This is a genomic window from Thomasclavelia sp. (assembly GCF_017889095.1).
In the GTDB taxonomy this organism is placed as follows: Bacteria; Bacillota_I; Bacilli_A; order Erysipelotrichales; family Coprobacillaceae; genus Thomasclavelia.
This window is the reverse complement of record NZ_JAGHEW010000136.1, coordinates 1-24,212: the sequence shown is the minus strand read 5'-3', so window position 1 is coordinate 24,212 and position 24,212 is coordinate 1. Positions and strand designations below refer to the sequence as shown.

Below are 24,212 nucleotides of genomic sequence, written 5' to 3'. Positions count from 1 at the left end.
TCTAAAAGCCGGGGAAGCTAGTGATGAAAATCTTGATGATCTTAGTAAAGAAAAACAGCCTCTAACAATAAAAAACATCGCTAATAATATTCTTAATTATGTTTCTGCGGCCGTTACACCATTAATTCCTGGTTTGATTGCCGGGGGAATGTTAAAAGTTATCTTGCTTTTAATTGTCACTTTTATTGACAGCAGTTTTAGCAGTTCATCAACTTATTTATTGTTATCAGCCATTGCTGATGCTCCGTTTTATTTTATGCCAATCATTGTTGCCTATGGGGCAGCCAGTAAATTAGGAGCGACACCAGTATACGCTATGGTAGCTACTGCCGCTTTATTACATGGCAACTTCACTGGTTTAGTTGCTGGTGGTGAACCATTTGCATTATTTGGTATTTCTGTTCGGGCAATCTCTTATGGAACTACTTTACTTCCAGCTTTACTGATTGCTTTAGTAGCTTATTATGCAGAAAAATTCTTTAATAAAATCGTTCCTGGTATTTTTAGATCAGTTTTTGTGGGAATGGGAACAATTTTTGTTGCCGGATCATTAGGTTATTTAATTTTAGGTCCTATTGGAAGTATGTTAGGTGAAGGCATTGCTGCAATCTTTATGTTTTTAAGCGGTACTGTTGGTCCAGTTGCCGTTGGTTTATTAGCATCTGTTTTACCATGGTTAGTAATGACTGGTATGCATACGGCCCTAGCACCATTTATGACTCAGCTTTTAACTGATCCCGGTTATGATGCCATGATCCGTCCAGCTTTCTTGCTTCATAATATGGCTGAAGGTGGTGCTGTTTTAGGAGTTGCTTTAAGAAGTAAAGATGCCAAATATCGTAGTGAATGTATTTCAATTGCCGTAGGCTGCATTGTTGCGGGTGTAACGGAACCAGCTATTTATGGAATCAACTTAAAACATCGTAAACCAATGTATGGAGTTATGATTGGTGGTTTTGCCGGTGGTTTTATTGCCAGTCTATTAGGAGCGAAAGCTTTTATCATGGGATATTCAAATATTATTGCTTTACCAATTTTCCAGGATACTGTTGTAGCAATGATCATCGGGGTCGCTGTAGCGATAATCGTAGCAGCTATAGTTACTTTCATTTTAGGAATCGAAGAACCTAAGAAAAATGCCGCTTTAACAAAACCGGTAACTAAAGAATATCAAGATGACCAGATCATTGCCATTAGTGATGGAACAATGATTGAATTAGAAAAAGTAAATGATGAAGCTTTTGCTAGTAAAGCTTTAGGTGATGGCGTTGCTTTTGAATTAGACAGTGATTTTATTAGTGCCCCTGCTAACGGTACTTTAACTGCAATGTTCCCTACTGGTCATGCTTTTGGAATTACTACTAATGATGGTATTGAATTATTAGTACATATTGGAATTGATACTGTTAATTTACAAGGTGAAGGTTTTGATGTTTTAGCTAAACAGGGAGATAATATCAGAGCAGGTCAGCCAATCGTTAAAATCGACCGTGAAGCTATAATTGCAAAAGGCTATGATCTTACCACAATGTTAATTGTAACTAATACTAATGGAAAAGAGATTAAATTTGATCATTATGGTAAAATAAAACAAGGAACAATCATAAAATAAAGGAGAAAAAGATTATGAAAACATTACCAGAAGGATTTTTATGGGGCGGTGCTACTGCTGATTTCCAATTTGAAGGTGGCTTTAATGAAGGTGGCCGAGGAATACTATCACATGACTATGAAACTGATGGAACCATCGATAATCCTCGTAGTCATACTTTACAAATGCCCGATGGTTCAATTATTAGACCACGGAGTTCGTTTTTCTATGCTGATCCCGTACCTAAAGAAGCCACACCTGTTTTTTTAGATGACCAGTATTATCCAAGTCATCAGGCAGTTGATTTCTATCATCACTATAAAGAAGACATTGCTTTAATGGCTAAAATGGGATTTAACGTATTTCGTTTTAGTATCTGCTGGAGCAGAATTTATCCAAACGGTGAAGAAACTGCACCTAATGAAGCTGGTTTGAAATTCTATGATGATGTCATCAGTGAATTAGAAAAATATCAGATTCAACCACTTATTACTATTTGTCATGATGAATTGCCAATGAATTTAGCTTTAAAATATGATGGCTGGGCAAATCGTTATGTCATCGACTGTTATTTAAAATATTGTAAAACATTATTTGAACGTTATGGTAAACGCTGTAAATACTGGTTAACATTTAATGAAATCAATGCCGTTAGAGGATTTGGTCCTTGTGGTACTCGCGAAAGTGATGGAAAAACTCGTTATTTAGGGGCTCATAATATGTTTGTTGCCAGCGCCAAAGCAGTAAAATTAGGACATGAAATGATGCCTGGCAGTATGTTTGGAGCTATGTATGCCATGAGTGAACTTTATCCAGCTACATGTAAACCAGAAGATATGTTCCATCATTTGCAACAACGCCGTGAAAACTGGTATTTTATTGATACGATGGCTCGCGGTTATTATCATCCTTACGCTAAAGTTGTTTGGCAACATCATGGTTTTGATGAATTAGAAATCAGTGAAGAAGATAAACAAATTTTATTTGAAGGTCAACTAGATTTCGTTTCTTTTTCATACTATCGTTCAAACACAACTAAAGCCGGTGATCCATGGTTTAATGTTGGTGGCAGCCCTAATCCATATCTAGAAAATACACCTTGGGGCTGGCCAGTTGATCCGCTAGGACTTCGTTATTGTATGAATGAAATTTATGATCGTATCCAAAAACCAATTTTCATTGTTGAAAATGGTATGGGAGCTATTGACGAAGCCGATGAAAATGGTTATGTTGAAGATGATTATCGTATCGATTATCTTCAAAAACATTTAAGTGCCATGGCTGATGCCATCAACATTGATGGTGTTGAATGTTTAGGTTATACAATGTGGGCACCAATCGATCTTATTTCATTGTCTACCGGTGAAATGAAAAAACGTTATGGTTTCATTTATGTTGATATGGATGATAAAGGAAATGGTACTTTAAAAAGAACTCCTAAAAAATCATTCTATTGGATGAAACATATCATTGAAACAAATGGCAAAGCATTAGAAGAAAACGACTAAGGAAAGCACCGCTTTCCTTTTTTATTTTTAAACTTTTCTTTACTATTCATCAACAATTTTATAAAATATTAGTAACAAGTAATCATATCAATGAAGGAGGTATTATATGAATTATTTAGTTTTAGATGTTGGTGGTAGTGCAATTAAATATGCATTAATGAATGATGATTTAGAAATGTTGGAAAAAGGCAAAGTGCCTACTCCTAAAGATTCATTAGCAGCTTTTAAAAATGCTGTCAAAGATCTTTATGAAAAATATCAAGATCAAGTAGATGGAATCGCCATGTCTTTACCTGGTTTGATCAATAAACAAACTAGTAAAGTTCAAGTTCCTGGAGCCTTACTTTATAATCAGGATGCTGATATTTTAGCCCAGTTACAATCAGTTACAACAAAACGTTTTGCCATTGAAAATGACGCTAAATGTGCCGCTTTATGTGAAGTTGAATATGGTAGTTTAAAAGGAACTGATGTTGGTGCCGTATGTATCATTGGTAGTGGTATCGGTGGAGGTGTCACTATTGGTGATAAAGTATTTACTGGTGTTCATGGTTTTGCGGGTGAATTTAGTTATTTATCAACTAAATGGGATGAACAAGACGGTTTCAATAGTAAATGGGGCTTTGATTCTAGTGCTTTAAAATTAGTTAAAATGATTGGTAATGCGGTTGGAAAAGAAGAAATTGAAGGACCGGAAGCTTTTGAATATTGCAATAACGGTGACAAAAGAGCTTTAGAAGCTTTAAGCAAGTTCTGTGATATCGTTGCCATGGGATTATTTAATATTCAGGCATTTGTCGACCCTGATAAAATTGCTATCGGTGGTGGTATTAGCCAACAGCCAATCTTACATGAATATATCCAAAAATCATTAGATAAGATCTATGAAAAAATGCCAATTCCAATTCCTCAGGCTAATATCGTTCCATGTGCTTATTATAATGATTCTAATTTAATTGGCGCTTTAGCTAATTATAAAAAAATCTTTAAATAATTTTATTTGCAAGAACTGAATGTTCTTGCTTTTTTAATAAAAAAATAACCATGAGGTCATCATGATTATTTCAATTTGTTATAATGCTTATTGCATTAATCTTATTGGTTTATAAAATTACCAAAAGAAAATAACCGCCACTTGCAATGAATCGGTTATTTTCTAATAACTATATTCCATTGGAACAATCGCTTATCGATAGTTCCTTTACACTTATATTATATACAATTATATTTTTTTACAACTTTATTTGATTAATTATTAAACAAAACTATTCTTCAATTTCTTTTAATACTTTTCTTTTTTAGTTAAATACGAATCAGATTCATTATTTAGTTTATTTAGTCCAAGATTAGGTTCATTGGTATCATATTAGTATCATATTAGTATCAAATTGGTATCAAAATCGATTACATTGGTATCATTATTGGTATCAAAATTAGGTTTATTGGTATCTTTATTTAGTTTATTGATACCAATTCATTATTTAAGATTGGTAAAATAGCTCTAAATTGAGTTTGATCAAAGTAAAATGCAGGTATCTTATTATAAATTAGTATAGTTTTCTTCCAATTTATAATCTTCTAAAATCTTACTAAATACTATTTTTTTATTAACCCTAATTTATTAAATAACAAATATTAGATTTTTTTAAACATTGCCTGAGCGTACATTTTAATATCATCAGGACCATGCATATTATATTTTTCCTTTATCATACTAAAATAACTGCTAATATCTTCTTTTTTGATGATTCGATTTGAAGGTTCGGTTTCTAAAAGTCCTTCTCTAGCTAATAACCAAGGTGATTCCAAATGAGTAAATCTTTCAAGTACTTTTCCACTATAACAGCATATATGTTTACTTACACTTTCAAGAATTGCTTTTTCTAATGATGTAAAAACAGTATCATCAAAATCGCTATCTACTTTAATTGGATCAAATTTATAGTCACGATATCGATAATAAATCTCTTTATATACTGAACCATGTGTCCATGCCTGGCAATCTTGCCAAAACATAAAATCATTAAAAAATGCATAGTAAAATCCCTGAACATAGTAAAGTCCTTTTTGCAAAGCTAAAGGGGTGATATCTTCGCATTGATTTAGTAAATATTCTATTGCTAGATCAAGCTTTGATTTTGGATAATCAGTATTTAGAAGTTCATTTACAGCATTTCTACTTTTATCATAAGATGCCTTTTTTAATTTTGTTTTATTCTCTTCTAAAATAGTTTCATAATATTTAGGATCATCATATATTTTTTGTAATATCTTTGCATACTGTTTCGTTGGAATATTCCCATTGCAATACCGTGTAAAAGTCAATTCTCCCCACCCTAATAATAATGATAGTGGTCGTTTTCCAATTTTGTATTTTTTAGGAATTTCTAATATTGTATCTAAAGAAATAATATCGTTCTTTTTTCTATATTCATCATATAATTTTTTCAAATTATAATCATTTATTATGTCAACATAGACTTCTTTACCACAATTTACACATTTAGCAACTTTGCCAGCATAAAAATATCTCTCTCCTTTTATATCTGCTTCCATTTGTTCACTAGTAACTTCATAATTTACATCATTTCGACATTCTTCACAAAATACTTTTCTTTTTTCCATTATTATAAAATACCTCCTTGCAAATTCTCTATCTAAACAAATAATCAATTAGTTTATTTAATTTATGAAAAGAAATTACAACTACTCTATTTCCATTTGATAACTCAATTAAATTAAACTTTATGTAAACATTTACTAATTCTTCTTTTCCATCAACATTAAACAATTGTACTTGAGGTGCAAAAACATATAAAACCTCATGTTCATTTTTAAATATTGTATATTTATTATTACTTATGCAACTCTTAATCTTTACTAATATATTATTAATTACAAATTTTGCATAATTTAGAACATAATGCAAATTTATTATATTTCTTACTCATAATATTATTCTATCCAATAATATCTTATTTATCGATTATTTTGTATCAATTGATACATTTAATGTATAAAATATAAGACCAAAGTCAATTTGCTTTGGCCTTTACTTTATTATTAAATTGAAACTTTATTAACTAAATACTCTCCAGATAAATTTTGATTATCAATAATTCCAATTATTCTATTTTCCATATTGTTCATAATTGGATCATATTTATAATTATATAATCTTTGTAAACTACGAACAATTATATGACTTTGTTTATCTTGATCATTTAACTCATTATAATCTTCAAAATAGATTAAATTTAAAGGTACTAAATATTCAAATTTATAATAAGATGATTGTTGATAAAAATCATCAATCATTTTATCATCATTGATAAAAGAAAACAAATATCCAAAAAATTCAGGACCCTGTTCAAATGTTTCATAAAGTTCACTGTTTTCTAACCCATCTTCAAACATATATCCTTTAAAATTAAAATCATTAAAACGATAACCAAAACGATCTTTCAAATAATAACTTGAATAATCATCATTTTTCTCTAACAATACTTCTTGATTGTCAATCATCATTTTTATATGATTATCATCTTTAAATGTAATACCATATTTTTTCATAAATGATGATAATGTTGTATCTTTAGTAATTAAATCTTTAAAATTATAACCTACATTATCATCATCTAATCTTCTACTTAAATGAATAAACTTTACTTTACCAATATCTTTACTTTGCTGTTTTTTTACATAATTAAAAAAATAATCATACTGATTATCTAAAATTAATACTTGTTTATCTTTTTGATATTCTTTATAGCAATCATCTATTAAATCATTAAGTTCAGTATCATTAATATTTAATATTTCACATAATGATTGTTCAATTGTTTCCTTGCTTTTTGTATTTATATACATATTTGCTCCTTTTAGCAGTAAAACTCTTTATACCATATGGCAAATCTTCTTAATCCTTCTCTTAATGGTGTATTAGGTTTAAATCCAAATTCTTTTTCTAAAGCTGTTGTATCTGCATAGGTTACCGGTACATCTCCTGCCTGCATTGCCACCAGTTTTTTATGTGATTCAAAGTCATAATCCTCAGGTAATACTCCGGCATTGATTAACTCTTCACTTAATATCTCTACAAAGTCTAATAAGTTTTCCGGATTACTGTTTCCAATGTTGTACACTGCATAAGGCGGTATTGGTAATCCATCTTCTCCTGTTTTCTTTTCAGGTGCTTTCTTCATTACCCTGATTACTCCTTCAACAATATCATCAATATAGGTAAAATCTCTTTTACAGTTTCCGTAATTAAATATTTCAATTGTTTCGTTATTTACCAGTTTATTGGTAAAGCCGAAATAAGCCATGTCCGGTCTTCCCGCTGGTCCATAGACTGTAAAGAATCTTAGTCCTGTTGAAGGAATATTATATAATTTTGAATATGCATGTGCCATCAGTTCATTTGACTTCTTTGTTGCTGCATATAAGCTTACCGGATTATCTACTTTGTCTTCAGTTGAATACGGTACCTTCTTATTTGATCCGTATACACTTGATGATGAGGCATAGACTAAATGTTTAACTTCATTATGTCTGCATGCTTCTAAGATGTTATAGAAACCAAGAATATTTGATTCTATATAGGCATCGGGATTTTCAATCGAATATCTTACTCCTGCCTGTGCTGCCAGATTAACTACAATATTAACCTTATTTTCATTAAAGATATTAGTTATTAATTCCTTATCAGCAATATTGCCTTTAATAAATCTAAAATTATCGTATTTTAAAAGAGCATCCAATCGATACTCTTTTATCCTTACATCATAGTAGTCATTCATACTGTCAATTCCAATTACCAATAAGTCATATTCATCTAATAGTCTTTTACATAAATTTGATCCAATAAAGCCTGCTGCTCCGGTTACTAATACTGTTTTTCCATTCAATTCAATACTTTCCATATTACCTAGTCCCTTCTGAACAGATCTCTGGTATAGACATTATCCTTTACATCATCTAAACAACTGTCATAACGGTTAGCTATAATAGCCTGACTCTGTCTTTTAAATTCATCTAAATCATTAATAACTTTACTTCCAAAGAATGTTATTCCATCTTCTAATGTCGGTTCATAGACAATGACCTTGGCTCCTTTGGCTTTTACTCTTTTCATTACTCCCTGAATTGATGACTGTCTGAAGTTGTCACTGTTTGATTTCATCGTTAAACGGTATACTCCAATAACTACTTCTTTTTCCTTTTCAACATTATAAGAACTATTAGCTCCATATCCACCTGCTATCTCCAACACTCGATCAGCAATAAAATCTTTTCTTGTTTTATTAGATTGAACTATTGCTGTCATCATTTCCTGTGGTACATCTTCATAGTTGGCAAGTAGCTGTTTGGTATCTTTTGGCAGACAGTATCCGCCATAACCGAATGACGGATTATTATAATGAGTTCCAATTCTTGGATCTAAACATACTCCTTCAATAATCTGTTTTGTATCTAATCCTTTCATCTCGGCATAGGTATCCAGTTCATTGAAATATGATACTCTAAGTGCTAAATATGTATTGGCAAACAGCTTGACCGCTTCTGCTTCAGTAAATCCCATAAACAAAGTATCAATATTTTCCTTAATAGCCCCTTCCTGAAGCAGTGATGCAAATACTTTAGCCTTTTCAACTAAATATTCATCTTCCATATCTGTTCCTACAATAATTCTTGAAGGATATAAATTGTCATATAATGCCTTTGATTCTCTTAGAAATTCAGGAGAAAAGATAATATTTTTAGTATTAAACTTTTCTCTCACACTTTTGGTATAACCAACCGGGATAGTTGACTTGATAACCATGATGGCATCCTTATTGACACTTAATACTGTTTCAATGACATTTTCAACTGCACTGGTATCAAAGAAATTCTTCTTTGAATCATAGTTGGTTGGTGCTGCAATAACAACAAATTTTGCGTCTTTATAAGCTGCTTTAGCATCCAACGTTGCCTTTAAATTCAATTTTTTTGTACTTAAAAAGTCTTCGATTTCATTATCCTGAATCGGAGACTTTTTATTGTTGATCATATTAATTTTTTCTTCAATGATATCTACAGCAACTACTTCATGGTGCTGTGACAATAAAGTAGCTATGCTTAATCCCACATAGCCAGTTCCTGCTACTGCTAGTTTCATTTTTTCACTCCTCAAAAATCTTTTTGATTAAAAATAATCGATTATAATAATATTATTCTCTATTCAATATTTTTAAGCATAAACCCCTTATAAATTATATTATTTCATATTTTGATTAATTTTAGATCTAAACTATATAAATAACCTAAGTTTTATGTTTTACAAATTTGAATTAAAATTATATCCGCTTAAAAAACTTTGATCGCTCCAAAAATATTTCCATTCACCAAAACGACCGATAGTTATAATGTTTTCTTTTGATAAATAATTTCTAATTTTATCTCTACAACTATAAATATTATGATCAAAAATTATATTCGCATATTTTTCAAAACGAATATCTTTTATAATTAAATCATCTAAATTAATAATTTTTGCTTTATTTAATTGATTTAATGTATTATCAAGTATCCATTCTTTTGATTGATTAGGAGCTTTTGTATTTTTAAAATATATTTCAGCCTGTATTGAAGAACACCCTTCAGGACAATTATCTGGTGATTTTAAACTCGGCGAATAAATTCTTGCAGGTAAAATATCTTCATTATAAATGTATTGCCATAAATCGTTTCTGTTTAAACTATTTTTAAACCCTAAGGAAACTATATATGCACTTGTCCAATACAGTTTATCAATTAAGTTTTTTACATTGCAATCTATTTCCATTAATTTTTTGTATTCTGGTAATGGAATACTGCTAATCAAATAATTATAAGAGTAAGTTTCATCCATTGTATATACTAATTTATTTTTTGCATCAATTTTTATAACTTCCTGGTTATATTTAATACAATTTTCATAAACAAAACCTGATAAAAAAGCTTTAAACCCGCCTGACTTAGGATATCTCATTTCTTTTGCATAATAAGTAATCGGTGTTTCTTGGGTATTCATCCCTTCAAGAATCTCATCAAAAGTTGGCTGATAAACTCTGTTTCCAACCCATTTTGTTTCTAACTCCCTTGCTTCTACTCCCCAATATTTTCTAGTATATTTCATTGGAAAATTTTCTGCAAAATAATCACCAAACTGAAATCTGAGCCATTTTTCATAATCATTTTGATAGCTATTTTTATATTTCTGTCTATTTTTTATCCCATCTAAAACCAACTGTTTTTCTTCTTTACTGATTGGAAGTAAATTATTTTGTGCCGGATGTTTTATCCAGTAACCATTGTAATAATTATAAGCAATCGGTTGGTGGGCATAGTATTCTACCTGATCAAAAAATTTTCTAACATCACGATTATTGGTAAATGAAAAATGTACAAAACGATCAAAACGAAATCCATTAATTTGAAAATTATCACACAAACCACCATAAGAATCATTTTTTTCTAAAATTAAAAAATTTTTTCCATTTTCTTTCAATTTTTGTCCCGCAGCCAAACCAGAAATACCGGCACCTAAAATAAGATAGTCTATACTAATCATTTTTATTCTCCCATTCGTAAAATGACTGTAAATTATTATCTTTCTCAGAATTAATCAGCTTTTCAATGCCTCCAATTTCATCCAACGGCCATTTAACGGCAATATCAGAATCATTCCACATTATCCCACTGTCAAACTCACCATAAAATTTTTCAGCACATTTATAAGAAACAATAGAATCTTCCAGCACAAGATAACCATGTGCAAAATGTTCTGGTACCAATAATTCAAGATTATTATCATCACTTAAATAAAATCCTCTCCACTGCTTATATGTAGGAGAATCTTTCCTTAAATCAACAATTACATCATATATTTTCCCTTTTACACATCTTACCAGTTTAGCCTGTTCTTTTACCTCTTGAAAATGCAATGCTCTAATAACTCCTTTATGCGAAACTGTATAAAATACTTCCTTTAAATCATGATTGATTCCGTTCTGTTCAAAAATTTCTTTTGAATAGTCTTTTATAAAGCTACCTCTGTTATCCCATGCTATAAATGGTTTAATTAAATATGCGCCATTTAAGTCTAGTTCATTAAATTCAAAACTTTGCATCATCTTGATTTTCCCCCTCGATATATTCTTTTGTTAGACGAATACCTTCTTTAAATGAAATTTTATTTTCGTAATCGGTATCTTCTTTCACTTTAAACAGATTAAACTGATCATAAGAAATATCTATCCCATTGAATGGTATATCTCCTAACCCTAGTTCTGCATGTTCATCTACTACATCTCTCATCTCAATCAAAAAATCTTTTAATGGTTTTGGATGTCCACTTCCAATATAATAGCGATTGAATGCTTTTCCTTTTACTGCTATTTCGATCATTGCATTAATGGCATCATCGATATAAATAAAATCATATGTCTGATATCCTTCCGTAAATGAACAATGTTCTTTATTTAATAGCTGGCGTATTGCAGTATTGATCAGTCTAGCTGATTTTTCCCCTGCACCATAAATATTTGTAATAATAATAGGAATAAATTCAATTCCCTTTTGATAGGCAACAACTTCTCCCATTAAGTGTCCTGCAAGCTTTCCTGTCCCATAAATATAACCACCTGATGGTTTTATATCATCTGATTGTAAATATTCATATGTTTCCATTTCATTTATACTTGAAGCGTAAATAAATCTTTGACAGTTTAGCGAATGACACAATTCAACATATTCACATACCATCTGAACATTCTTTAATTGAATTTTATAATTAGACCTTGCAGGTCCAGAAGTTCCTTCCCATGCAAGATGAAAAAAACAGTCATATCTATGTTTAGATAAAACTGATTTGATATCTGATATTTTTAATTTTTGCACATTAATACATTCTACTGATTTATTTTCCATTATTTCCTTGCTAAAACATATATCCAAAGCAGTTACTTGAATTCCAGCATTTGTTAATTCATTTACAAGGTTTTTGCCCAAGAAACCGTTAGCACCTGTTACTATTACTCTTCCCATGATAACGTCTCCCTTAAATACTCATTAATTTGTTTCACAGTTATCTCTTCAATATTTTTATTTTCATAATAAGCTTTAGACCATTCGACCGTTCTTTCTACTGCATCTTTAACTGACCATATTGGATGCCAATGAAGTTTTGTTTTAGCAAGAGAACAGTCTAATTTTAAAAAATTTGCTTCATGAGGACCGTTATATTGAGCAGCTTCCCATCTTGCATTTTCATTCCATGTATTACAGAACAGATCAACTATCTCACCAGTTGTAATACAGTCACTTTCATTAGGTCCAATATTATAGCATCCTGCATATTTCTTATCCTGATACTGCAGCATTGCTAAATATAGATAAAAAGTTACCGGCTCCAATACATGCTGATAAGGTCTTGTTGAATTGGGATTTCTGACTTTAATAAATTCTTTATTGGCTGTATATTTAACACAGTCGGGAATAATTCTGTTTTCATTAAAATCACCACCACCGATGACATTTCCAGCTCGACATCTAGAAACAGCCACATTTAGAGAATTAAAAAAAGAATTAGTATAACTGTCAGTTACCAATTCACTGCATGACTTACTGTTTGAATAAGGATCATATCCATTTAATCTGTCATTTTCTCGATATCCATAGCACCATTCATTGTTCTGATATACTTTATCGGTAGTCACATTTACAAATGATTTTGCTGATTTACTTGTCCTTATACACTCACATATATTTACAGTTCCCATAACATTAACGTCATAAGTATAAACCGGATCTTTATACGAATTAATAACTAAAGGCTGAGCTGCCATATGAATAACAATTTCAGGGTTTATCTCGTTAAAAAGTTCTTTCATTTTTTTTAGATTTCTAATATCAACAATTCTTGAATCGATTTTTGATTCTAAATCTAAAATGTTGAATAGTGATGGAACAGTATTAGGTTCCAATGCAATTCCTGTAACATTTGCGCCTAACTGATGTAAAAGAAAAGACATCCAACTTCCTTTAAAACCTGTATGCCCAGTAATTAATACCTTTTTATTTTTATAAAATTCTCTCATATCATTTATCCCACACTTTCCATGGAGCATTACCAGCATTCCATAATTTTTCCAGCTGTTGTTTTTCTCTTAGGGTGTCCATGCATTGCCAGTATCCTTTATGAATATATGCCATAAGCTCATGATTCTTTACTAAACTGCTCATTGGTTCCTGTTCAAATACAATACTATCGTTATCAATCAGATCAAACAGTTCCGGCTCAAAAACCATGAAACCAATATTGATTAAATCGCCATCAAGATCAGATTTTTCTCTAAAAGCACCGACAGTTCCGTCATCCTCAATATCCAGCACTCCTTTATTCTGACCAAAATTATAAACAGATACCGTTCCAATTTTTCTATGACTCTGATGATATTTAAGCAGTGCAAGAATATCTATATTTCCAACAGCATCTCCATACGTCAGCATAAAAGTTTCATTGCCAACATAATCTTTAATTCTTTTAACACGTCCACCAGTTTGTGTATTTAACCCGGTATCAACAACTGTAACTTTCCAAGGTTCAGCATGTTTGTTATGAACGATCATTTCATTATTATTGGAAAAATCAAAAGTAATATCAGATGTGTATAAAAAATAGTCATTAAACCACTTTTTTATATATTCCTGTTTATAGCCGGCACAAATGATAAACTCATTAAATCCATAATAACTGTAATTTTTCATGATATGCCAAAGAATTGGCATACTTCCTATTTCAATCATTGGCTTTGGCTTTAAATGTGATTCTTCACTTATTCTTGTACCAAAACCTCCTGCTAAGATTACAACTTTCATAATAACTTATTATCCTTTCTATTCAAAATATATAATATTGCTAGTTGCTAAATAAAAACTTATTAAATATTACAGTTAAAATGTATAATTATATGTTCTTTACATTTTTTTATTTTTTGATTTTAAATAAAGCATATAATTAAACATACTATTATTTTGACATTTTATTAAAATAAAATATTTTAGTTTTGATAATTTGCTCATATCTTTATAAACCTGCGTCTTAAATATGCTTTCTAACGGATAATCAGCCCACTCAGTTTGCCTTTTATAGCTTCTATAAATATTTATTTCTTCCGAATCCAATTCCTTATACCATGGGCGAGTTAGATTTCCTTTATAATGTAATACCGTAGGCTTCTTTTCTATTTCTCTGATATTGTTTTCATTATACAACTTATGTATTTCATTTCTCATATACTTGCTATAAAGAAAACCAAAATAATTATATTTGTATGACATCAAATGTATATATTCTTTGGGAATTGCTCTATTTAAAATAGTTTGTGATGCAAAATAATTTCTATCGTTTACTTGATTTATAGCATTCAAAATTAATTTATCACAATCAATGTTTCTCCACTGCTTTAAATTATATAAAACAACACCAGAATTAAAATAAAATCCATTTTTATCAATAATATATTTGCTGTCTTCATCCAATATATTATAAGTATAATTAAACTGATAGTTCGGAACCGCAGATACTATATATTTATCAAAATCATGTGGCCTAATATCTTTTATAGACCCGTCTATTATAGTATCAGAATCGATTAGAAGTATTTCATCAATATTATTAGGAAATATGTCATTTGGAAGCATTTCAGAACAAGCATTAATATTACTAAAATCCATTAACTTATATTTCTTTTTAACTTCCTCAAATTTCTTTTTTATATCAATGATATTAATACTTCTATTAAATGATTTAACTAATTTTTTAAACTTTTTTAGTTCCTCTTCACTAATCCCATTAGACAGTAAAAATATATTTAAATTGGGCATATCCTTATTGTTTTGCAATAAGGAATATAATGATATCCCAGTATGTACTGCAAATTCATTGCTACTCTGATATGCAATATTCATAATCTCTATCTCCTATCTTCGTTTTTGTATATAAAAAAAATATTTTATATAAGCTATTCAATTTATAACAAACTAATATATTTGTTATTTAGTGGTGATAGCTAAATGCAATAACCTTTTTATGTCATTTCTAAATAAAAAAACGGTTATTAGAGTTATTATAGCAATTATCAATAAATTAATTAATATTTCTACATAAATAGAAACAAACGAAATGACTACATATATCAATATTAAAAAAATATTTATTTTCCAATCGATTTTTAAACCAGTTAACTTATATGCAAAAAGTGCTCTTGAAATAACTAAAATTAAATTCCCAATCATTTGCGCCAGTGCCAATCCTAATATTCCTAAATTATTTATTGTTAAATAGGATATAACAATAGATACTATTGTACCAAACATAGTGGTTGTAAATATATATGATGTCTTTTCAGTAACCTGAAATGCTGATCCAAAATTTGTACCAATACTAGAGAATGTTGAGCTCAACAAAATGAAAGGTAAAATTATTTTCGAATAATAATAGTCGTTATTTATCCATAAAAAATTATATATAATATTTAATAGCGGTATTGCAAAAAAAAGTGTAATAAGATAGATAATGAATAATTTTTGTATAATATTTGAAAATCTTTTTCGATAGCTTGCTAGATTTTTTTCTAAATAGGCCTCTTCTATTAAAACCGCTCCTATAATTGATCCAAAAATTGTTATTATTGAACCAAACTTGCTGCCAAACGAAAATAATCCATTCGCTTCAGCATTTAAATAATTGACACATAATATTTTACTAATACCACTCATCCCCCAAAGAGAAATAGTATTCAATACAATGGGTGCAGAAAATACACACATTTTTTTTAACAAATCAAAATCAAAACAACTAAAATCTATATACTGCAATATCTTTATTTTTTTTTCAATAAAAACAACAGCTGCTATCATAGAAATAGTATAAGAAAATATCAATCCATTTAATCCTAAATTTAATATAATAACAAGAATTATAATCATTATTATATTTATGAATGAAGATATCACTCCACTCAATGCATATACAGTATTCTTTTGAAATGCTCTACATGAATACTGCCATAAATATACAGATCCATATGATAACATCATTAAAATAGACAAATTGAAACATGGGTATGAAATAATATTAAATCTATAAATTATTAAATATCCCGCTACAAATACTAGTGTATTTATCATAATAAAGATAAATGCACTGGTAAATATCTTTTTTAATTCTTCTTCTCTGTTCCCAACTATTGCGTATTTTAAAATACTGTCCCACATATTAAAAAAAACAACAGGTATAATTATATTCATAAGCGCTACAATATAATCATAATTTCCTAAATCTTCTGTTGAAACAAAATATGCATATATAGGTATTAATAAAGCAGTTAAAATTTTCGATGAAAAATTTCCGACAAAATAAATTATTGTTTTTTTTAAAAATTTGTTATCCAAAAAAATTCCTCCTATTAAATTCTTATTAGCTATAATTTTTCATATTTAATTACATTCATAAATTAATTATGTTATATATGTAGGATATTTTGATAATATAAAATTTTAGAAAATACTTTTTCAGACATTAATATACTTATCCCTTTTATAAAATTTTTAATCATAAAATTATTTTGCTTTCACATATTAATACATACCAACTTATTGCACATTTTTTTTAAATTGTATATAAAAATTTCTTCTTTTAGCAGATAAAATATCATAATGATATTTTTGTGCTTTATTATAATTAATTTTTCCTTGTTTAATTCTCTGATCTTCATTATTAATAAATGATTCAATTAATTTAACTATTTGTTCCGTATTCTCTAATTCAAATAAAAAATCCTTATCTAATAACTCGTCCATTCCATCTATATTTGAAGCTATACATGGCAACGAATTAGCCATTGCCTCTATTACTGCTCTAGGCAATCCTTCTATTTGACTTGGGAAAACAAATAAATGTGATTTTTTTAGTATCTTTTGTATATCATTAAAAGAATTTAATTTTCCAGTGAAACAAATATTGTTTAATACGCCTAAAGAATTACTATAATTCTCAAGTTCAGACTTTAACGGTCCATCACCAATAAAATAGGCTTTTATTTTATATCCTTTATCTATTAATTTTTTTACTACATCAATCACTTCCATATGTCCTTTGTTGTAACCTACCATCCATCCAGTATGAACAATTATAAACTCATCATCTTGATTTCGATTGCTTATTTCAGTAGAATAATGTTCCTCTTTTAAATTGATGCTTGAATAGTATGTTTCATACTGTGTTGAACTATCTCCATATTTTTTCCGATTTGATGGAAATTGTTGCTGTAACGCATTTTCTGTCACATAAGATACACCAGCTGATTCTAAACATATTTTTTTTGTATGATTAACCAAAATTAAACGGCCAACTCTATTTATATATCTCCTTACAATATTCCCTTGTGATAAATCAAACAAATAATTAGGATTTATAACTATTTCAGAAATAAATGGAATATTGTATTTGTTAGCAACATTATAGCCTACAACCGATAATGAACTTGGAGCTCTTAAAATTATTCCCTTCACATCTTTTATATTCTTTCCAATGTAATTTACAATTTTATGCATTTTTAATAATAATTGATTAGCATTATAATTAGGTAAGGGTAATAATTTTACATTCTCTAAAGGTTCATCAATGAATGATTTTAATTCATCATTTTTTCTAGCACAAATAATCACTTCTTCAAAAACATCTGTATATCTTTTAAGATAATCATTATTTATTACTTTTTCACAAAAAATCTGTCCTAAATTATTTACATAAAAACTATGTTCTAAAAACAACATGATTTTCATAAAAAACTGCTCCTTCCTAGCTGATTCTATTTCCATTTAAAAAGATGGCAAGTTTTGGAAATATTTTTTTGATTAACTGAAAAGTTAAACAAATAGACAAATAACTTAAAACAATAGTAAGCATATATTTTAACATAACAGTACTATCTGAAGAGGTTGTAACAATTTTATCAAGTATTAATTGCAATATCACAATATAGACAGGATGCCAGCAATAAACAATGAAACTATTTGTCATATATTCCTTAATTTTTATTTTGTTATTAAAATATAGTATTATTAACCAAAATAAAATTAATGATATATATCTAAACACAATATAATAAATTGATATATAAAGACTTGCCTTACTAGTATAATTAGGCATAAAAAATGAAAATAATATTATAGTTAAAATAAATAACATGATTATTTTAGTTGATATTTTTTTCTTTATTCTATTTTCTAAACTATAAAATTTTTGATGATACTTTCCTGCATAAGCACCTAACAGATATATACCCCACCAGTAGAAAATAGATTTATATTCAGCGATATTTAAAATTATTAGCATGAAACTGCCAAAAATATTTAATAATACAATTTTTTTATTAGTAATGCATTTCAGTATAATATTCGCTAAAAAACTATATATAATTAAATCTCTAATAAACCACAAAAAAGACTCACCATTAATTATAAAAAAAAAGAAATCTATAAAATTCAATGACCTATAAAAAAATAATATATAATATATGCTGCAATAAAAAATATATGGGATGATAAGATTCTGCCATCTTCTCTTTATTTTTTTTTTATAATCTTCTTTACTATAATCATAATAAAATAAAAAAGCAGAAATGAAGAAAAAAACAGGAACAGCAATTTCAGAGATATTATAAAACAGTCTTTCAACAATATTCACAAAAGTATAGTTGATTAATATAGTCTCCAAATTTACACTTATATTACAGCTATGATGAATAACTATTAAAACACATAAAATGAAGTCTATAAATTTAATTCTATCACTAAGATTGTTCTTTAATAATTTAATAATAATCAGTCCTTTCTATTTTCAAAAAAACATATTATTAGTTATGATTGGTATAATTTGTGATTCGAAATTGTTCAAATATCCAAAAGTAAAATTTTGTACTATTAAAAAAATGATAAACATACTCCAAACTATGCATTTCTTTTGTGTCGTATACCCATTGATAATTAACTTTAGATTACTAAAATATATGTATATGAATACCATTGTATTTGTAATCAATCTGAAAAAGTCCATACTAAAATACATCAATGGAATGAATACAATCATAATAGAATACATCTTTCTTATTAATTCAGAATCACTTTTATGTTCACTAACTACTTCTAATTTTGAATAATTCAAGATAAAGTGAATGACAATATAATATATAATAATGACAAAAATAGTTGCCGGATTCGTTCCATCATTCATATATATTAAAAATTTTGGGAATACTCTACCTATTAATTGTATAACTTGTGGTATGAAAAGGATTATTAAAAAACAAAAAGTCGTTACTAATGAACACAGCTTAACTAATTTCCTATTCATAAATATCATTAATAACAAAATGTAAGCAAAAGCAGTTTGATGAAATAAAGAAGCAATGATAATCAAAGCACAGTAAATTATAATATTTTTCAAACTTTTTTCCTTCAAATAATATACCGCATTTATAAGTAGACTTAAAGACATCATTAATCTAATCGCCAAGATATACTGAAAAAAAGGATAAAAGAAAAAGATAATCATAACCACATATGGCTTTGTTGTAAATCTAGAAATTCCTTTAAAAAAAATCAGTAAACATATAAATGAATAACATATTAAAAATTCCTGATAATTAAAGTTCAAATTTGAAAAAACTTTCATTATAAATTTAAAACCAATCTCGATATTAGACGAATAATAATCACCAGTTCTTGCAATAATATTATATATTGTTTCATAATTTCTATAATCGCTATTATATGTATTAAATCCAAAGAATATCCACAATAACAAAAATGAAAGAACATTATATATTTTAGCTTTTAAAATACTCATTTTAATAATTTTATTTTGAATAATATTATTCATATGAACATCCCTTCCGATAACAAATAGTGGGATATTTATATCCATCTAAAATTCCTTTAATTTGAGTTTTAAACAATTTAATTCTATTTTTTTCTACTAAAACTTTTGCTAATAGATAGCAATATACAAATAAATATTTCTTTATCTTTCTTAATCCTCGATAATACTTTCTTACAATTATTATGTTATTTCTAGCCATATAGTATTGCCTTGTAAGTGAGTGATTTGTTCTATAATAAGGTTGAATTGTCAAACTTCCAGCATTATCTTTATGAATTCGATATATCCTAGTTTTTTCTGCTTTTCCTACTTGTTGTAGTAAATATGTAGTATTAATTCTAATTTGTTTATAATCATTTAACTCTAATCTTTTGCTGTAATCTATATCTACACAATCAATAAATAAGTCATTATCAAATCCTCCTATATATTCAAATACATCTATTCTAATTAAGGAAGCAGAAGTAATAGCAAAAGAAACTTTGGAAGTAGTAGGCAATTTATAACCTTTATATTCCTCAAATGATATTTTATTTATATCTATAATAAAAGGTGTCAATAATGCAATTTTGTCATCTAAATTCTTCGTTAAATAATTTTTGTAATTTTCCATGAGTTTTTCATCACAAATGCTATCTTGATCCAACAATAATACCCACTCATATTGTAAATCTTTTGCCTTATAAACAATGACATTCAAAGCAAAAGCTATTCCTTTATTCTCGTTTAGTTCTATCAATATTATATTTTCAAAATTTAACAATAATTCTTTTAAATCTTTTATATTTGTTGATCCATTATCTACAATTATTAAAACCTCTAAACTGTTATATACTGCTTTAATATTTTTTTCTAATTCCAAAATATTGGGATTAAAAGTAACTATGCCACCTATATTAATTCTAATATCCATTTTCTCTCTCCTTCAAAAGATTTCATATGTTATACTGCTTAAAAATATACAGTAATTTAAATAAAAGAGTTTCCAATTTACTTTGTCTATAGAATTTTGATGATAATGCATAATTTATTCTTTTATAAAAAATTTTTTTTGCTTTGAGAAAATTCTCTATCTCGTCTTTTTGTTCATTTGATAACTGATCATTATAATATTCATAAAAGTAATTAATCTGAATTGCCTGTTTAGTTAACTCTCCTTTACGCACTTTCTTCAATCTGTTTATTGTCCAATTGATTTTATTATTACCATACCCAAGAACGTTCTGATCATGCATTCTATATAGAGTGTGCGAATTATTATCAAAAATTATATTTCCAAAAATGGCTGCTACATTACAAATCCAATAATCATACATATATATTTTATCGAAATTTATATTTTTAGATTGTTTTAGTATATCAATCATTGCCCTATTCATAACCTGAGAATGTCCGGGTAAAAAATTTTGAATAATTGTATTATAAAAATTTATTGGTCGAATTTTTTTTCTAGTTTCTTTTCCGGTACTAATTTCATTCTTCATAATATACGAAGAAGATCCATACAAAATAGGTATATTGGAATCTAATTTATCTATTTCATTAATAGCAGATTGTATTTTATTTTCTAACCAAATATCATCCTGATCACTAAATGCATAATAATCGAAATCTTTAGCTAATTGTATTAATTTAAAAAAACTTCTATTGCATCCTATATTCCTATCAAGAACAATTTCTATATTTTTATATTGACTTGCATATTCTTTTAAAATATCAGGTGTATTGTCAGTAGAACCATCGTCTCTAATTAACAAATTAATTGCTAAACATGTTTTTTGGTTTAAAATACTATCAACTTGTTTATTTATATACTTTTCACCATTGTAAGTTGACATCATTATTAATATCTTTTTTTTCATACAATTACTATATATTCTCCTTGCTAAAATTTTTACATGAGAAACTGTTCATCTTGCACCATCCCCAGTTAGTACTGTTTTTACTGTTAAATAAAAGATTTTAAAATACATTTTAAAACCTCTCTCTTCTATATATTTATTATCCAATTTCCATTTCTCTTTTGGTGTGATCTCATATCCTCCATGTACCTGTGCCCATCCTGATAATCCCGGTGTTACCATCAGCCTCGTTACAAATCCCGGATTTTCTATATTGAATCTTTTTGTCAATACCGGTACTTCAGGTCTTGGTCCTATTAATGACATTCTTCCTAGAAATACATCCAGTAACTGTGGTAATTCATCAATCCGATATTTTCTGATTACTTTTCCTACTTTGGTAATTCTTGGATCTTCCTTATCTGCCCACTTTTGTCCGTTTGCTTCTGCATCTAATCTCATTGATCTTAGTTTATGTATTTTGATAAACTTTCCGTTCTTTCCAACTCTTGTCTGTGAAAAGATTGGATTGCCTGGTGATTCTATTACTATTGCTACAGCGAATATTGCAATTAATACTATTGCTGGAATAATAGCCACTAAACAAAAAACAACGTCTATTAGACGTCTAAACAGTTCATATCCGTATTTATTTTTATAGCTTACTGTATTTTTATATTTTTGAATCTGATCATAAAAATACTGTTCATTGATATCTGCTTCAAAGCCAGCTTCTTTTTCTTTGTTACGGTAAAGATTATTAAAGCATTTTTCACATAGCTGACCAGCCCCAGCTATATAATGCTTTCTTGAACCAATATACTGATCAACTGAAACATTGGTTTCACTTCCGCATAAAATACATTTTTCCGTCTTTTCTTTTAACAGACTATAATTTTCAGTTTCCTGGCTTAAACCTTCCATGTTTTTCTTTTCCCCCTCTCACTTAAAATATAAAAAAAGCCATATATATTTCTATATATGGAAAAATATACTTTCTTATTTTTGATAATGATTCCCCTATCCGATAAATTATCTTATATCAGACTATCTTGATATATTCAAACAATAGATAAAGGCAGAGAACCCACACGCAATATCTTACTTGTTTTGCTTAAATAATAGGCCTGCTTTAATATTTCTATTTAGAAATTTTACTCTCAATACAGCAAGCATATCTCTTTTATCAGTATCAATAATGTCATCCTGGAAAGATAATAATGGTCCTTTAGTAATAATCGTTTTACCATTTTCCTTATATCCTTCAGACATCTTTAAGACTGCATTATCATCTAATAATCTTTTTAATAAATCTATTTCATTATTAGTTAAAGCTGAAACACCAGTTTTCTTTAATTCTTTGATAATGCCATCTTTTTCATCATTCATCAAAAATAACAATGAATCAAAATCTTTTTGACTTAATTCTGTTTTAATAAACAAATAACCAGGAAACATAACTTGCAAAGTAATGGTATCAATTACCCTGATGTATTTTTCAATTCGTGGTATAAAAGCATGTATGCCTTCTTTTTTATTTAGTCTTAAACATACTTTTTCAGTTTTCAATGTCTGACAGTATAATACATAATAATTCATCCTATTATTTATCACTTATCCTCATTCTAACTTTTACTAACCACTTCTAAAGGAACTTTTAAATAGCCATCATTTAACTGTAATAAAGCAAAGCGATGATGCCGATTGATCTTGATTACATATTTTTCTAATCCTTTTATTGGTCCTTGATCAATAATTAATTTCGATTCAACAATATTTCCAATTGAATGTTCAATAACTCCTTTATCATTAAATAAACATTCATAAATACTTTGTATCTCTTTATCCATAACCAAAGAATCACCTTGTTTAACCAAACTAGCTAAACTATTAATATCACTTAAAAACCTTTGATACTTTTCTTTAAATTTATCTTCATTCAAACAGCTTTTTACAAAAATATAATCAGGGTACATTTCCTTAACTACATATTTTTTAACCTTTTTTACATTAAACCATTTTTCTATTTTAGGAATAAATGCATAAGTATCTGTTTGCTGATTAAAGAAATTAATCAATGATTTTAATGAATTAGATTTATCTTGAATCGAATACCAGTACATATTTCCTATCCTTTTTTCACAAAATTAGCCATAAAAAATAATGAATGTCATAGATTACACTAATCTGCGACTTAAAATTTAGGAATTTTATTAATCTGCTCCTTTTTATATTCAATAGTTGGATGAACATATAAATTCATTGTTGTTGAAATTGTTGAATGTCCTAATAATTCACTC

The 24,212-nt window shown here is 28.1% G+C and carries 22 protein-coding genes; 3 read left to right on the top strand and 19 right to left on the bottom strand.

Annotated features, from left to right (window positions below):
- The 3 genes from J7M77_RS06340 to J7M77_RS06330 all read left to right on the top strand — a co-directional run.
- On the top strand, positions 1-1,612 hold a 1,612-nt coding region (locus J7M77_RS06340), incomplete at its 5' end, for a glucose PTS transporter subunit IIA (protein ID WP_296876990.1).
- A gap of 14 nt (positions 1,613-1,626) precedes the next feature.
- Complete coding sequence (locus J7M77_RS06335) at positions 1,627-3,099, top strand: glycoside hydrolase family 1 protein (protein ID WP_296876989.1); 1,473 nt, start codon at positions 1,627-1,629, stop codon at positions 3,097-3,099.
- Between the two features lie 106 nt (positions 3,100-3,205).
- Positions 3,206-4,093 (top strand): ROK family protein, encoded by an 888-nt coding sequence (locus tag J7M77_RS06330; RefSeq protein WP_296876988.1) that lies wholly within the window; start codon positions 3,206-3,208, stop codon positions 4,091-4,093.
- A 641-nt stretch (positions 4,094-4,734) separates the two neighbouring features.
- Here J7M77_RS06330 and J7M77_RS06325 read toward each other — a convergent pair.
- The 19 genes from J7M77_RS06325 to J7M77_RS06240 form a co-directional block, all read right to left on the bottom strand.
- Positions 4,735-5,724 (bottom strand): type II toxin-antitoxin system antitoxin SocA domain-containing protein, encoded by a 990-nt coding sequence (locus tag J7M77_RS06325; RefSeq protein WP_296876987.1) that lies wholly within the window; start codon positions 5,722-5,724, stop codon positions 4,735-4,737.
- 438 nt (positions 5,725-6,162) lie between these two features.
- The gene (locus J7M77_RS06320) at positions 6,163-6,969 is read right to left on the bottom strand and encodes a hypothetical protein (protein ID WP_296876986.1); all 807 of its coding nucleotides are present in this window, start codon (positions 6,967-6,969) and stop codon (positions 6,163-6,165) included.
- Between the two features lie 11 nt (positions 6,970-6,980).
- Entirely contained in the window at positions 6,981-8,009 is a 1,029-nt protein-coding gene (locus J7M77_RS06315) for an NAD-dependent epimerase/dehydratase family protein (RefSeq protein WP_296876992.1), read from the bottom strand.
- 20 nt (positions 8,010-8,029) lie between these two features.
- Complete coding sequence (locus J7M77_RS06310; protein ID WP_296876985.1) at positions 8,030-9,262, bottom strand: nucleotide sugar dehydrogenase; 1,233 nt, start codon at positions 9,260-9,262, stop codon at positions 8,030-8,032.
- Positions 9,263-9,421: 159 nt separating this feature from the next.
- Positions 9,422-10,696, bottom strand: coding sequence for an NAD(P)-binding protein (locus tag J7M77_RS06305; protein WP_296876984.1), 1,275 nt, complete (start codon positions 10,694-10,696; stop codon positions 9,422-9,424).
- Positions 10,689-11,258, bottom strand: a complete 570-nt coding sequence (rfbC, locus tag J7M77_RS06300; RefSeq protein WP_296876983.1) for a dTDP-4-dehydrorhamnose 3,5-epimerase — start codon at positions 11,256-11,258, stop codon at positions 10,689-10,691. Before rfbC ends, J7M77_RS06305 begins: the two co-directional genes overlap by 8 nt.
- The gene (locus tag J7M77_RS06295) at positions 11,242-12,171 is read right to left on the bottom strand and encodes an NAD(P)-dependent oxidoreductase (RefSeq protein ID WP_296876982.1); all 930 of its coding nucleotides are present in this window, start codon (positions 12,169-12,171) and stop codon (positions 11,242-11,244) included. Before J7M77_RS06295 ends, rfbC begins: the two co-directional genes overlap by 17 nt.
- Positions 12,159-13,223, bottom strand: a complete 1,065-nt coding sequence (rfbG, locus tag J7M77_RS06290; RefSeq protein WP_296876981.1) for a CDP-glucose 4,6-dehydratase — start codon at positions 13,221-13,223, stop codon at positions 12,159-12,161. The genes J7M77_RS06295 and rfbG overlap by 13 nt, the downstream gene beginning before the upstream one ends.
- A gap of 1 nt (position 13,224) precedes the next feature.
- Positions 13,225-14,004 (bottom strand): glucose-1-phosphate cytidylyltransferase, encoded by a 780-nt coding sequence (gene rfbF, locus J7M77_RS06285; RefSeq protein ID WP_296876980.1) that lies wholly within the window; start codon positions 14,002-14,004, stop codon positions 13,225-13,227.
- Positions 14,005-14,103: 99 nt separating this feature from the next.
- A complete protein-coding gene (locus J7M77_RS06280; RefSeq protein ID WP_296876979.1) occupies positions 14,104-15,096 on the bottom strand; it encodes a glycosyltransferase in 993 nt (330 codons plus the stop codon).
- A gap of 84 nt (positions 15,097-15,180) precedes the next feature.
- Positions 15,181-16,581 carry an oligosaccharide flippase family protein gene (locus tag J7M77_RS06275; RefSeq protein ID WP_296876978.1) on the bottom strand — a complete coding sequence of 467 codons (1,401 nt, stop codon included), beginning with the start codon at positions 16,579-16,581 and terminating at the stop codon, positions 15,181-15,183.
- 201 nt (positions 16,582-16,782) lie between these two features.
- Positions 16,783-17,973 carry a glycosyltransferase gene (locus J7M77_RS06270; protein ID WP_296876977.1) on the bottom strand — a complete coding sequence of 397 codons (1,191 nt, stop codon included), beginning with the start codon at positions 17,971-17,973 and terminating at the stop codon, positions 16,783-16,785.
- Positions 17,974-17,989: 16 nt separating this feature from the next.
- Complete coding sequence (locus J7M77_RS06265; RefSeq protein ID WP_296876991.1) at positions 17,990-18,958, bottom strand: acyltransferase; 969 nt, start codon at positions 18,956-18,958, stop codon at positions 17,990-17,992.
- A gap of 72 nt (positions 18,959-19,030) precedes the next feature.
- The gene (locus J7M77_RS16850) at positions 19,031-20,038 is read right to left on the bottom strand and encodes an EpsG family protein (RefSeq protein ID WP_367236837.1); all 1,008 of its coding nucleotides are present in this window, start codon (positions 20,036-20,038) and stop codon (positions 19,031-19,033) included.
- A gap of 25 nt (positions 20,039-20,063) precedes the next feature.
- The gene (locus J7M77_RS06260) at positions 20,064-20,984 is read right to left on the bottom strand and encodes a glycosyltransferase (RefSeq protein ID WP_296876976.1); all 921 of its coding nucleotides are present in this window, start codon (positions 20,982-20,984) and stop codon (positions 20,064-20,066) included.
- 22 nt (positions 20,985-21,006) lie between these two features.
- Positions 21,007-21,933 carry a glycosyltransferase gene (locus tag J7M77_RS06255; RefSeq protein WP_296876975.1) on the bottom strand — a complete coding sequence of 309 codons (927 nt, stop codon included), beginning with the start codon at positions 21,931-21,933 and terminating at the stop codon, positions 21,007-21,009.
- A 48-nt stretch (positions 21,934-21,981) separates the two neighbouring features.
- On the bottom strand, positions 21,982-22,836 hold the full coding sequence (locus tag J7M77_RS06250) for a sugar transferase (RefSeq protein ID WP_296876974.1): 855 nt from the start codon (positions 22,834-22,836) through the stop codon (positions 21,982-21,984).
- Between the two features lie 177 nt (positions 22,837-23,013).
- On the bottom strand, positions 23,014-23,526 hold the full coding sequence (locus J7M77_RS06245; protein WP_296876973.1) for a transcription termination/antitermination NusG family protein: 513 nt from the start codon (positions 23,524-23,526) through the stop codon (positions 23,014-23,016).
- 11 nt (positions 23,527-23,537) lie between these two features.
- The gene (locus tag J7M77_RS06240; protein WP_296876972.1) at positions 23,538-24,035 is read right to left on the bottom strand and encodes a transcription termination/antitermination NusG family protein; all 498 of its coding nucleotides are present in this window, start codon (positions 24,033-24,035) and stop codon (positions 23,538-23,540) included.
- Positions 24,036-24,212 lie beyond the last annotated feature (177 nt).